The following is a 12,618-nucleotide window of genomic DNA, read 5'->3' as shown; positions in this document are numbered from 1 at the left end:
AGCCCGAGCGCATGGACGAACTCCGTGCGGCAATCGGCATCGAGCCCTTCGACGAGTACGTCGCCAAGTTCGCCATGGCCTGACGCCCCCTTGCCGGTCGCGTCCGGTGGATTACTGCCCAGGCTCACCTGCCGACGGCAATGATCCGAACGGGCTGAGAGATCTCGTAGCTCCTCGCACACGAGATCAACTAGCTTCGCTGGTCACCAAGAAACCGGACAAAGCGAAGTTTGCGGCAGGCCAGATCACGGCGGGAAACCAACGTTGATCCCGTTCTGCAACAGGCTTTAGTTGCGCGGTGCCAGGGTGCGTAGGACGTCGAACTCGTTGCCCTCGGGATCTGCCATGACCACCCAGTTTCGGTCTGAGCCCTGGCCCACATCCGTCCTGGTGGCGCCGAGGCCGAGCAGTCTGGTCACCTCGTCCTCGGTGCTGCCGTCGATCGGGCTGACGTCGAGGTGAAGCCGGTTCTTCACGGTCTTGCCCTCGGGTACCTGGATGAACAGCAGGGTGGGGGGCATCTGGCGGGCCCGAACATCCTCGACGGTCGGCACCCAGGAGCCGATCTCGACCTTACCCTCGCTCCGGTCGATCACCTTGAAGTCCAGGACCTCGCACCAGAAGGCCGCGAGCCTCTCCGGATCGTGGCAGTCAACGGCTAACTCGGTGAACCTACTCGTCATGACTCTCCCAGATAGTGCGGACGGGGCTCAGAGTATTGGCTGGGCCGCCCGTCCGACAGATCCGCGATCTTCCTGACTGAATAGGGCCAAGAGACGGGTTTGACCCGGCATCAGATACGCGAGAAGCCCCTGGTAAGGAACAAGTCTGCGGAGATCACGTTCCGGAACCCAGGGGCTGCACGCGTTGACCAGTATCACCTACACCGCAACACTCGACGTCGGCAGGGAGACCGCCGAGACTCTCGCCCGGCTCTTGCGCGAGCACCGCGAACGGCTCGGTACCCGCAAGGGGGCCCGCGCTCTGGGCGTCTTGTCCGACCGGCTGGCCCAACTCGCCCGGGACAACGGGGTTCAGGTACCCACCGCCTACCGCTCTCGCCTACCAGGGCGGCAGCCCCTGGCTGACCACGGGCATCAAACGCAGGCCCGTGCAGGAACTCACCCCCACCGAGAACCGCACGACGTCAATCGCCAAAGCCATCCTCACCCTGGAGCGTCAAGGCTGAAGAAGCTCGATTGACCGATCCACTTTGGATCGCATTCATCATTGAATCGTGCGCGACATGTAAAATCCTGCCGACTTGCGATCAGGATTGCGGAGTGCTGCTCTGGAATAGGCAGGGGGTAAAGGGCTAAATGATCCGGGCTCGAATGGGTGGCGTTCAGCCCGAGGAGGGGGACGACGCGTCGTGTGACGACGGGATGCCCCGCGCTGCGACCCGCTATCGGAGGTTCACGATGACACAGGTCTCTTCTGCCCGCATTCCACTACGCCAGATCATGGCCGTGCTCTTGACGGCCGCCCTGACGCTCTCCCTCTCGGTGGTGCTCACCGTCACCTCGACGAAAGAAGCAGCCGCCTCGTGCTCCGCCAGCCGGTTCAACGGAACGTGGCGCTCGTCCGACGCGAGGCTGAAGCGTATCGACGTATGGCAGGGAGAGGACTGCCACCTGTACGCCAGGGCCTGGTCCGTCTGCGAGAACGACTCGTCGCATATCTGCAGCTGGGGAAACAGGAGAATGGGAGACAGTCCCGAGCCGAACTTCCAGTTCGTCGGATACAACTGGAGCAACGCCGATGAGGTGCTGCACCTGCGGATGCAGGACAGGTCTCACATCTCGGTGTGGGACAGCACCGACTACCACAACGGTAAGAAGGTCAGCTTCACGGTCACGATGTACAAGAGCGGTTGAGCCCGCGAAGGGCAGCAACTCCGCCCGCGCCGCTACTGGACGAGACCCCCTACCAAGACAGGTCGGGGCCTCGCCACTCGTCCCCCGCCCCCGACAGGATGCGAACCGCGCCGGGGTGAGCCCCTGTTCGCGGATCCCGTGCCGGCTCGACGGGGGCGGCGCGGGGCCTCCTACCAAACCAGGCTGGCTGTCCGTCCAACGTGGCACAGACCGGGCATCGGACGCCAGCCTGCGCATGGCGGCAAAGGCTCTGCAGCCCGGCAGCCGATCATGCCCACCAGGCAAGGCAGCAGAAGAAGGACCAGGAGCGGCAGGTACTACCGCGCGCGAGCTTGACCTGGGGTGTGTCGTCGGTCGGATAAACAGGGTGGTCAGGGGTACAACGGCTTCAGGCTCGTGCGGTGGCAGGAGCCGGAACCGGAACATGCCCGCTTTGCCGGGCTGTTCCCAGGCATGAACGAAGGATTGACGGTATGGCCAGCGGCACCGTGAAGTGGTTCAACTCCGAGAAGGGCTTCGGCTTCATCGAGCAGGACGGCGGGGGCCCGGACGTCTTCGCCCACTACTCCGAGATCAAGGGCACCGGGTATCGCGAGCTGAACGAAGGCGAGCATGTGACCTTCGACATCGGCCAGGGGCAGAAGGGCCCGCAGGCACAGAACATCGTCCGCGGCTGAGCGGACAGCACAAGCGCAGAGTGAGGCGGCTCTCCGGACCGGACAGCCGCCTCACTCATCCAGTGACGCAAATCCCGTCCGAGCTCCCCCCAATCACGGCTGCGGAGAACCAATGCAGGTCAGCACGTTGGCGTACCCCGCCGGCATCGGCAGGCGAGGGCTGGGGAGACGGCCTCTCGCGTCCTTCGCCGAGCACGGTCGGCGAAGCCCTCCCCGCGGCAGGTGATCTTGGCGTCGCCCGCGGGGTGTCTTGCCGCTCGGGTAACGGGCAGGCGAACTGATCGGCGTGCCGCATCCAGCAGCCACCGCCGCCCATGCCGCACACACACCCGCTCCCACCACGGCGCGTAGCGCCCCATCCGCACGGCCACCCCCCTACGCCGGGCCGTGCACAGCCGGCAGCCGAACCCCACCGGACCGACCACCGCGCCGGCGATACGCCACAGCCCCACCGGATCACCAGCCCCGGCGGGCAGCTTGGCATCCTCTTCCGCCCAGGACGGCAACACCCGCGCCAGCCCGCGCGCCGTCCCCCCATGCCCAAGCGGGTAGTTGCGCCACTTCCAGCACGCCCGCCGCACCTTCGCCTCCATCCCGTAGCGGCTGGCGATGCGGGCAGATCAGCGACGACGCCGTCTCCCTCCGCAGGGGGAGCGGTCCGCAGGATGCCGAGGTTACGGATCACTCCGCCACGGTCTGGTGCTCACCGCCCCCTGCGGGCGTTTTCGTAACAACTGTGCAGCGGATCAAGCGAACCGGATCTGCGCGGGGCTGTATAGATCCGCGGCCTGCTGCTGGCTTACCTATCAGACGGGGCGGGAGGCCATCCGAAGCCACCCATCGGCGCTGGCTTCCACCACCAGCTCGGGTTCCACCAGCGTCACGTCCAGCTGCTCCCGGCTGCCCCACGCGGCGGAGGACATCGGCGACGTCGTCGTGGTTCTTGGTGAGGAACTGCGCGGCGAAGTCGATGACCGAGCGGGCGATGCCCTCCGCAGTGTCCGACCCGGCCTGCGTCCAGATCCGCAGCGAGGTCACGAAGACGCGCCCGAGTCCTCCAGGGCGAAGGTGTCCTCGCACGGCTCGCCCGCGGCCGGGCCGGGCAGCGCGGTGATCGGGACGACGATCCGGGCCGCGACGTCGGCAAGCAGCTCGGGCTCCGCGGTTCGGCGCCGGCGAATTCACGGGCGGCGTCGACGTCGCCGGCCTGGACGGCCGGGAGGTAGTGGAAGGCGCTGATGGCCGCGTGCGGCATCGGGGCGAGCGGCGTGGTGTCGGGCATGTCGGCTCCTCAACGTACGGGCGCCCCGCTGATCGCGGCGGCCTCACATGGATCGTCTGTCATTGAAGTTGGACCCCGCACCAACAGCGTCGCCGACGCGTCCGCAGCTGTGCGAGCGCGTCGGCGACCTGCACCGCGAGGTGCTGGAACTGGTGCGTACGGCCCGACAGGTCGAGCAGCAGACGGACGCCGCGGCGACTCGTTGGAGACGTAGCCGTACTCCCGCTGGCGCCTTGAGATCTCGGCTCAGTCAGTGACGTCGCCGGGGAGGGGCATTGCAGGGACGGAGGCGTCGTGCACCTTCGAGTGCTAACGGATCTCGTTGCACTCGAACGCGCGGGCTTGGTCCAGCACCTCGATGGTGAGGACATCGATGTCCTGGATCGTCGGGCAAACGTCCCGGATGTCAACGTTCTGCGAGTAGTGACCAGGTACCTCGTCGTCGGCGATCGCTGGCGCGACGGCCATCCCAAGAGCGGCCGGCGTCAGCATCGATCCGGTGAGAAGCTACTTGTGGTTCACGGGCGTGTGCCTTCCTTGCATCCGGAGCTGCGGCGCCTAGTGGTAAGCGAAGAGGTGACTGCCCGGGACCTCGTCGCCGCCATTGACGACAAGCGTGAGGTACTGCGACGACTGCCGCTCCCACTTGACCTGCACGATCGTGTCCGCCCGTACCGTCCGGCTGCCGGAGAGGGTGCACTGCGCCCGCACCCACACGTCCTGCATCTTCTTGAGCTCTGGCCTCCCGTACCGCGGCTATGTCGACGTCCCGATTCTGCTGCTCCGTGATCACCCGGGCGACTTCGGGGAAGACCAGACGAGGTGCTCGACCCCCCACAGCACAAGGCCGGTGTCGGGTGGTGCCCCTGTGAGGCGCATACTCGGTGATCGTTGTGGTGCCATGAGGGCACTCGAGCGTGGTGATCGGTTCAGGGTTGGGAAGGGCATGGGGGACATGAGTGAGGCGAGTCGGCCGGTGATGCCGGAGACGGTGGACAGTCCCGCTTTGCGGGCGCAGCCGAACGGCAAGGCGGCGCGGTGGCTGCTGCGTCACCGGGTGCAGCCGGTGGGGCCGGCGGCTGGAGAGGCGCATGCCGAGCAGCATGCCTGGTGGAAGGTGATGTGCCTCACCGGTGTCGACTACTTCTCCAGCCTGGCCTACGTCCCGGCGATCGCGGCTCTGGCCGCAGGCGCCGTCTCGCCTTTGGCGACGTTGCTGATCGTGGCGTTGACGCTGCTGGGGATGCTGCCGATGTATCGCAGGGTGGCCAGGGAGAGTCCGCACGGGGCGGGGTCGGTGGCGATGCTGGAGGATCTGCTGCCGTTTTGGTGGGGCAAGCTGTTCGTGCTGGTCCTGCTCGGTTTCGTGGCCACCTCGTGGATCATCACCATCACCCTGTCCACAGCGGACGCTTCGGTGCACGTGGTGGAGAATCCCTTCTTCCCCGCCGCCCTGCACGGCCATGAGGTCGCCCTGACGGTGGCGCTGCTGCTGATCCTCGGCGGGGTGTTCCTGCTGGGCTTCAGCGAAGCGGTCAAGGTGGCCATTCCCTTGGTGGCCGTCTTCCTCCTCCTCAACGCCGTCGTCATCGCCGTCGGCGTGGCACATGTGCTCACCACCCCCGACGCCTGGTCGGCGTGGACCGGCTCCCTCACCGACCTCGGCGGCTTCGGTGACCTGGTGGGCCCGGCGCTGCTTGCGTTCCCCTTGCTGGTGCTGGGCCTGTCCGGTTTCGAAACCGGGGTGAGCATGATGCCGCTGGTGGCGGTCGACGGCGCCGACGCGCAACAGCGGCTCCAGGTCCGGATCCGTAATACCCGCAAGCTGCTCACGGTCGCCGCGCTCATCATGAGCGTCTACCTGCTGGCCGCCAGCTTCGTGACCACCGTCCTCATCCCTCACGAGCAGTTCGAGCCCGGCGGTGCGGCCAACGGCCGGGCTCTTGCCTGGCTGGCCCACGAACACGTCGGCGAGGCTTTCGGCACCGTGTACGACATCAGCACCATCCTCATCCTGTGGTTCGCCGGAGCCTCCGCCATGGCAGGCTTGATCAACATCGTTCCCCGCTACTTGCCCGACTACGGCATGGCCCCGGAGTGGGGACGCGCGGTGCGCCCGGTCGTCCTCGTCTACACCGCCCTGTGCATCCTGATCACGATTGCTTTCGAAGCCGACGTTGACAAGCAGGCCGGCGCCTACGCCACCGGCATCCTGGCGATGATGGTCTCCGGTGCCTTTGCCGTCACCGTGTTCGTCGCACGCAACCGCCGACGCGCAGCCACCGCAGGCTTCGCCGCGCTCACCGTGGTGTTGCTGTACGCACTGGTGGCCAACATCGTTGACAAGCCCGACGGCATCGCCATCTCCGGCTTCTTCATCATCGGCATCATCACCGTGTCGCTGATCTCCCGCATCTCCCGCACCACCGAACTGCGCGCCGACCGCATCGTCTTCGACGAGACCGCACGCCGGTTCATCTCCGACTCCCTCGCCCATGACGAGTCCCTCAACATCATCGCCAACCGCCGTCAGGCCGGCGACGAAGCCGAGTACAGGGCCAAGGAACGTGAACAGCGCGGCACCAACCCGGTACCGGGCCTGGCCGACGTGCTCTTCCTGGAGATCGACGTCGTCGACCCGTCCGACTTCAGCGACACTCTCACCGTCCACGGCGTCGAGGTCGACGGCTACCGCATCCTGCGTGCCCAGGCCCCGGCGGCGCCCAATGCCATCGCCGCCATCCTGCTGGCCCTGCGGGACGCCACCGGTGTGCGGCCGCACTGCTACTTCGCCTGGGCCGAGGGCAGCCCGTTGAAGCACATGTTCCGCTATTTCCTCCTCGGCCGCGGCGACACCGCCCCCGTGACCCGCGAGATCATCCGCAGCAACGAGCCCGACCCGGACCGCAGACCCGGCATCCACGTCGGCGGCTGAACCTTCATCCCCGCGCCCAGGCAAAAGGCTGAGGCTCCCCACGACGGGTCGGGGGTGCACCGCTTAGCGAGCGGCTGACCCGGTCACCGGCCGCCGGAACAGGAAAACGGCCCTCCACGCGCGCGCGTGCAGGGCCGTTTTCAGTGCTGTGCCGTCACCGGGTCACGGCTTGAGGACGAGCGTGTCGCTCGAGAGGCAGGCGCGATGACGGACTCCGGTGCCCTCTTCCGGCGTATCCGGCGGATCGAGTAGGTCCTGCTCTTGCTCGTGGCAGCCTTGGCAGCCGCCGGAGTCCTCGCTAAAGGCCGGGTTCGCGGCCTGACGAGCAGGGCCAGGCCGTGCCCGAGCAAAAGGCCGTCAGTGGCAACTGCCAGGCTGAACGGATGGACCGTGATGACGAGCAGCTGCTACGCCGCCGTGTCTACGGCGCCGACCACGACCAGCCCGGCCCGCGACCCGACGCGGCGCTACGCCGAACGGGTCGGCGGCCCGCTGGACGGCCTGCTGCTCGACATGACCGGCTGGATGCAGGACGAGGTCGACACCGGCGTCGCGCTGGCCACCGAGCTCGGGCAGTTCGGCGCCGCGGCCGGGCCATGTACGACCCGCGCCCCGGCAAACCAGCCCGCTTCCCCTGGAGCGGCGACATCCCGCGACCAGGATCCGGTCAAGGGTGCCGTCGGCCGCCCAGCGAACGAAGCGCCCGTGCACCGTCTGCCAGGGCCCGAACCGTTCCGGCAGGTCCCTCCAGTCCACACCGGTACGGAACTTGAACACGATGCCCTCAAGGACCTGGCGGTGATCACGCCATCTGCCCCGGGCGCGGCCTGCCGGCGGCAGCAGCGGCTCCATCACCACCCAGGCGGCCTCAGTTATCTCCCCATCCCTCACGGGACGCCCAACGATCGGATGATCGGAAAGACACCCCCTAGGGCTACCCGTGGCAGGATCAGCGCATGCTCAGCATGCCCCGGCCGGAGTCGACCGCGGATACGGCTCCGGTGGCGTCAGCGAACTCAAATCCCGGGAACATCGTCCACGGTCCCGCATGATCACTGTGTGAGACGTGTACTGAAGCAGGTCGGACTGCTCTATGTCGTCCTCGTTGGGGCGTTCCTGGCCTGGTACATCGCAAGCGGCCACAAGGTCGAGTTTCTGGTCACCGTGGTTTCCGCGTTCACTGCCCTGCTCGCGCTGCCCGTGGCAGTAGTCACCGTGCTCCACTCCCGCTCCGGCAATGCCGGGCCAGCACTCGTCCGGCTGGGGGACGTGGCCGACCAGCTCGCCCAGGCGGTACGTCAGCAGTGGGAGGCCGAGGCCCAGCTACGCCGCCTGAACGACCCTTTCCCGCTGCCGGTCACATGGGAGGCGGCCGACGCGGACCTCGTCGAATCGTGGTCGTACCTGAAGGAGCTGGCCGAGGACTGGCCCGGCCAGCGCCCCGAAGCCGACTCCGCGTGGGCTCTCAGCCCGACAGGGCTGGCCGGCAAAGGTGGCGACATCATCGAGGTCTTCGAGCGCGTACCCACTCGCCGCCTGGTGGTTCTCGGTGAGCCCGGTGCCGGAAAGACCATTTTGCTCATCCGCCTCCTCCTGGCCCTGCTCGAACGCCGTCCGTCCGGCGGCCCCGTCCCGGTCCTGTTCCACATGGCCTCATGGGACCCAGCCAGACAGGACCTGTACTCATGGATGGCCGACCAACTCATCCGAGACCACCCCGCCCTGCAGACTCCCCCCGCCCTTACCCCTCAACCCAGCCCCGGCACCGAGGCATGCGCCCTGCTTGAGCAGCGGCTGATCCTGCCCCTCCTCGACGGTCTGGACGAACTCCCCGAACCCGTGCGCGCCCTGGCCCTGCACGCCATCAACCAGTCGCTACCAGCCAGGCAGCCGCTGGTGCTCTCCAGCCGCTCCGCCGAGTACCGCCGCGCTCTGACCCCACCAGTGGGGACCACCGTGCTCCTGAACGGAGCCGCAGGCATCCGCCTCCTTCCACTGGAGCCCGCGAAAGCGGCCGCCTACCTGGAGCGCGACGCCGGCGGCCCGGGCACCGGAGCCGCCGCGCGCTGGAGCCGGGTCAATGCCTCGCTGGGCACCGGCATCCCCGCCTCCCAGGCGCTGAGCACCCCCCTCGGACTGTTCCTGGCCCGCACCATCTACAACCCCCGCCCTGACGAGCACCTCGTCGACCTCGCCCACCCCGACGAACTCCTCGACCAAGCCCGCTTCCCCACCCGCGAGCACATCGACACCCACCTGTTCACCGCCTTCATCCCCGCCGCGTACCGCCCCCACCCTCATCACCCCACCCGTTGGAGCACCGAACGAGCCCAGCGCACCCTCACCTTCCTCGCCCACCACCTCCAACACACCCTCGACGGCACCCCCAACTTCGCCTGGTGGCAACTGCCCAAAGCTCTCCCCAAACACGGAGTAGCGATCGCGGTCGGCCTTACGGCCGGGCTCATCGGCGGGCTCGCGGGCGGGCTCGGCTTCGGGCTGCCGTTCGGGCTCGCCAGCGGGCTCGTGTATGGGCTCGGCGCCGGACTCACCAACGGACTCCTGTTCGGGCTCCCATGCGCAGCGGGGGCGGCGTTTATCACCTCGTCCGCCAAAGAAAGAAATCCGAGTTCAGGGATCCGCTGGAGCTGGAGAGGGAAATCCTGGCTCATTTTCGGGCTAGCAACCGGGCTCGGTTTCGGGCTGGTGACCGGAGTCACGAATGGGCTCGCGGTCGGGCGCGGCTACGGGCTCGCACTCGGGCTCACGAATGCGCTTGCGGCCGGGCTCATGGGCGGGTTCATGGGCGGACTCAGGTCGGTACACCCCGACCTGGACAAGGCAGTGGGACCAGGCGCGGTCCTGGCTCGGGACCGCCGTACCTTTTCGGTCATGACGCTCGCGGGCGGGCTCACAGGGGTACTCGCGCTCGCGCTCGCGCAGATGCTCGTGCTCGTGCTCGCACTCGGGTACAGGCCCGGCCTCCCAACCACGCTCGAGTTCGGACTCCCGCAGGGCCTCGGGTACGGGCTCCCGTTCGGGCTCATGCTCGGAGTCGTTCGCTCGGTGTGGTTGGAGTTCCTGATGGCACAGATCGGATTGGCGGTACTGGGGCGCGTGCCCTGGCGTCTTATGAGTTTCCTGGCCGACGCCCACGAGCGGCGGGGCGTACTGCGACAGGTGGGAGCGGTGTACCAGTTCCGTCACCTCGATCTCCAGCGTCACCTCGCACAACACCAACCATGATCAGCCGCATTGTCGATTCAAGAACGCGGTCAGTAGTTCCCCCTACCGGCAAGTCCGGCCGCTCACGTCGGCCTGACTTGGAGCCAGCTACCGCCCACGCCGGGGGTGGCGACCCAGGGCTTCGGCGTAGTCGTGTGGCGTCCGGTTCGTGATCATCTGAGGCCGAGGAGTGCGAGGGGGCGGCGAGGGTCGCGGGCGTTGCGGCGAAGGCCGGCCGCGATGTTCTTCACTCCGGCCGTGCGGAGGCTCGGATGGCGAGGTTGCGCCAGGTGGCCATCGAGGGGCGCCTTGCCGGTCCGCAGCTGCGAGGCGTCCTCGGCGAAGGTGGTGTCGCTGACATGATGCAGGGCCTCGATCTTCCAGTGGCTGCGGACGAGTTCGGCGAGCTGGGCCGCGGTGACCTGCTCGGCGGTCAGGCTGGTGACGGCGTAGACCGTCTTGACGGTGGTCTTGCCAGTCTTGCGGTCGGTGCGACGGCGCTTGATCTGGGCGGCCTGACGGGCGCCGGCGAACTGGAGGCTGTTCACGGTGGCGGCCTTGACCCGGCGGATCTCGGAGCGGCCGTGGCCGATGCCGCGGGTGCGTCCCTGCAGCGGCATGTCCTGCCACGGACGGGACTCGAATTGTCGGCGCAGCTCCTTCTGGTTGCCCTTGACGATCCGTCACGCCCTGGCGGGCTCCACCGGCGCGAGGAGGGGCCCGGACCCTTGCAAGCCTGGCAAGGGTCCGGGCCCCTCCTCTGAGCACGCGTGGGCTCTTCGTCAATGTGCCCGCCGTGCGCTCGGTGCTGCTGCAACTGGCCAGGGCGCACAGGCAAACGGCCGCACCACCGAAGCCGAGTTGCTCCTCGGCCTGCGGCAAAGGCTGATCCATGATCCGAGCACCCAGCTGGGCGAAGGATTTGAAGCTCCTGCGTCGCGTAGGCTTTGGCTCGGCTTACAGCGGCCTCACCCAGGTCGATCGACGGAATGCCCGTGTACGCGACGGCCGTTCCGGACGGCCAACAGGGCCTCGGCCGCGGCCCAAGTCCTGGACCTCGGGCGCGACTGGCGGCTCGGCCAGGGCCTTGACCCCTACCCACTTGTTGCCAAAGCTGTGCGCAGTCACTGGTCCTCCTCCGCGGCGCGGCCCTCTCCCGCCATGAACCGCCAGGTGAGGGCGTGGCCCAGGATGATCAGGGTGATCAGCAGGACCGCCTCGGCCTGGATGGGGCGTAGCCGGACGTGGTCGGCGAGTTCGGGGGCCGCGCCGACGATCGCGATCAGGGCGTAGAGCAAGGTGGCGCCGGCCTGTTCCCAGGCGACGAAGTCGTCGCCGCGGGTGCGGGCCAGCAGCCGCAGGGTGGACCAGCATCCGACCACTGCGAGGACGATGAAGGCCCCCCGCCAGATCCGCGGCTGCTCGGCACCGCCGACCTGGGCGAACAGGCCCATCACGGCGGGCAGCAGGAAGGACAGGTACACGCCGCCGGCGACGCGGCGCTTAGCGGGGTCGCTCATCCAGTCGGTATGGCTCTGGACCACGTTCCACCAGAGGCCGACCAAGGTGAAGCAGGTCGCGGAGAAGAGGGCGTAGAAGGTGGTGATGTCCATGAACGACGAGGGTCGCAGCGCTCGCGGCCTCGACGTGGGCCCCACGCCCAGCGCCCGCCCGGACCCGCCAGTACGGACTAGCGCCGGCACGCGCCCCTCTGCCCAGGGGGCGCTTCCGCGGCGGCCGCGCCCCTGGAACTCCGCCAGACGTCATACGAACACCCAACCCGCACGGCCCCCTTCACGTCACGGCAACCGCTGCGACTGCCGCGCAACATGACGTCGATCTGCTCTCCATCGCTTGCGGTTGCGGCGATGCGGGCGGCTCAGAAGGTGTCGAGCGCGCCCACGGCCGCACGGATGTGGGCCAACCCGAGAGGCGGCCGCTCTCCGGCGCACCACCAGGAGAGCTGCCCCTCCACCTCGCGCGCATGCATGCCCAGTTTGTGTTCGACGCACAGGGGCCACGCCTGCCCTAGACGCTCAGCGACGGTATCCTGCGCGGCGTCGGCGACGATCGCCAAGGCATGAGCAAGGTCTTCGGCCACCTTTGGGTACAGGTGACCGCCGTGCCACTCGCCATTGGCCAGGGCAACGTAGACATACTCCGGCTCGCCCGCCTCGTAGGAAGGCTGGGCCACCAGTTGCAGGGGCCCCTGCTCAGGAAGAGTCACTGCCAAGTCCCGGTTGAGGAGCACAAGAGCCTCGTCCCACAAGGGGTATTCGCCCAGCGAGACGCGACGGAGCCCGGGACTATCGAAGAGAGCATGCATAGGGCCATCCTCCACTACAGGCAAACACCGCCGAGCAAGCTGCCGTCGTGTACCAGGGCGGTGTCCAGCAATGGGTGTGTGAACACATCCTCGGAATCGAGCCCGCCGGCGAGGATGAGAAACGAGCTCGGGGCATGGGTCGCGAAGCGGTAACGGGGACGGACCATGTACGCAATCCGTACCTTTATGTTGCGCAGTCCGTACGCGTGCGCGACGGCAAACGTCGGAAGCCACAGGCTTCCCAGCGAACCGGGGGGCGGTCGGCAGAGGCAACGAGTACCAACCCTACGGACTCC

10 protein-coding genes and 3 pseudogenes are annotated in these 12,618 nt (G+C 67.7%); 6 read left to right on the top strand and 7 right to left on the bottom strand.

Annotated elements, in window-relative coordinates; genetic code table 11:
* Window positions 1–287: 287 nt before the first annotated feature.
* Window positions 288–683 (bottom strand): VOC family protein, encoded by a 396-nt coding sequence (locus tag ACIP4Y_RS37695; RefSeq protein WP_401401430.1) that lies wholly within the window; start codon window positions 681–683, stop codon window positions 288–290.
* 374 nt (window positions 684–1,057) lie between these two features.
* On the opposite strand from ACIP4Y_RS37695, the pseudogene ACIP4Y_RS37690 reads away from it, so the two are divergent.
* From ACIP4Y_RS37690 to ACIP4Y_RS37680, 3 genes and pseudogenes are all read left to right on the top strand, one after another.
* Window positions 1,058–1,189, top strand: a pseudogene (locus tag ACIP4Y_RS37690) (IS5/IS1182 family transposase); the annotation flags it as partial.
* A 232-nt stretch (window positions 1,190–1,421) separates the two neighbouring features.
* Window positions 1,422–1,877 (top strand): hypothetical protein, encoded by a 456-nt coding sequence (locus ACIP4Y_RS37685; protein WP_401401427.1) that lies wholly within the window; start codon window positions 1,422–1,424, stop codon window positions 1,875–1,877.
* A 473-nt stretch (window positions 1,878–2,350) separates the two neighbouring features.
* Window positions 2,351–2,554: a cold-shock protein gene (locus ACIP4Y_RS37680; RefSeq protein ID WP_358648341.1), complete on the top strand. Its 204-nt coding sequence runs from the start codon at window positions 2,351–2,353 to the stop codon at window positions 2,552–2,554.
* Window positions 2,555–4,145: 1,591 nt separating this feature from the next.
* On the opposite strand, the gene ACIP4Y_RS37675 is transcribed toward ACIP4Y_RS37680, so the two are convergent.
* Together ACIP4Y_RS37675 and ACIP4Y_RS37670 are read right to left on the bottom strand one after the other, a co-directional pair.
* Window positions 4,146–4,328: a hypothetical protein gene (locus tag ACIP4Y_RS37675; protein ID WP_401401424.1), complete on the bottom strand. Its 183-nt coding sequence runs from the start codon at window positions 4,326–4,328 to the stop codon at window positions 4,146–4,148.
* Between the two features lie 66 nt (window positions 4,329–4,394).
* Complete coding sequence (locus ACIP4Y_RS37670; RefSeq protein ID WP_401401421.1) at window positions 4,395–4,562, bottom strand: hypothetical protein; 168 nt, start codon at window positions 4,560–4,562, stop codon at window positions 4,395–4,397.
* 253 nt (window positions 4,563–4,815) lie between these two features.
* Between ACIP4Y_RS37670 and ACIP4Y_RS37665 the strand changes: the two genes are divergently transcribed.
* Window positions 4,816–6,771 (top strand): amino acid transporter, encoded by a 1,956-nt coding sequence (locus ACIP4Y_RS37665; protein ID WP_401401442.1) that lies wholly within the window; start codon window positions 4,816–4,818, stop codon window positions 6,769–6,771.
* A 383-nt stretch (window positions 6,772–7,154) separates the two neighbouring features.
* Window positions 7,155–7,424 (top strand): annotated as a pseudogene (locus tag ACIP4Y_RS37660) (hypothetical protein); the annotation flags it as partial.
* Window positions 7,425–7,428: 4 nt separating this feature from the next.
* Here ACIP4Y_RS37660 and ACIP4Y_RS37655 read toward each other — a convergent pair.
* Window positions 7,429–7,677: pseudogene (locus ACIP4Y_RS37655) on the bottom strand (transposase); the annotation flags it as partial.
* Window positions 7,678–7,830: 153 nt separating this feature from the next.
* Between ACIP4Y_RS37655 and ACIP4Y_RS37650 the strand changes: the two are divergent.
* A complete protein-coding gene (locus tag ACIP4Y_RS37650; RefSeq protein WP_401401419.1) occupies window positions 7,831–10,017 on the top strand; it encodes an NACHT domain-containing protein in 2,187 nt (728 codons plus the stop codon).
* A gap of 152 nt (window positions 10,018–10,169) precedes the next feature.
* On the opposite strand, the gene ACIP4Y_RS37645 is transcribed toward ACIP4Y_RS37650, so the two are convergent.
* The 3 genes from ACIP4Y_RS37645 to ACIP4Y_RS37635 all read right to left on the bottom strand — a co-directional run bounded on the left by ACIP4Y_RS37645 (window position 10,170) and on the right by ACIP4Y_RS37635 (window position 12,322).
* Entirely contained in the window at window positions 10,170–10,676 is a 507-nt protein-coding gene (locus tag ACIP4Y_RS37645) for a transposase (protein WP_401401439.1), read from the bottom strand.
* Window positions 10,677–11,120: 444 nt separating this feature from the next.
* Window positions 11,121–11,609: a hypothetical protein gene (locus ACIP4Y_RS37640; protein WP_401401416.1), complete on the bottom strand. Its 489-nt coding sequence runs from the start codon at window positions 11,607–11,609 to the stop codon at window positions 11,121–11,123.
* 266 nt (window positions 11,610–11,875) lie between these two features.
* Window positions 11,876–12,322 (bottom strand): hypothetical protein, encoded by a 447-nt coding sequence (locus ACIP4Y_RS37635; RefSeq protein ID WP_401401413.1) that lies wholly within the window; start codon window positions 12,320–12,322, stop codon window positions 11,876–11,878.
* Window positions 12,323–12,618 lie beyond the last annotated feature (296 nt).

The organism is Streptomyces sp. NPDC088810 (genome assembly GCF_044750305.1).
Lineage (GTDB): Bacteria > Actinomycetota > Actinomycetes > Streptomycetales > Streptomycetaceae > Streptomyces.
Note: the sequence above shows the minus strand (reverse complement) of the source record. Positions and strands in the feature narration are given on the sequence as shown.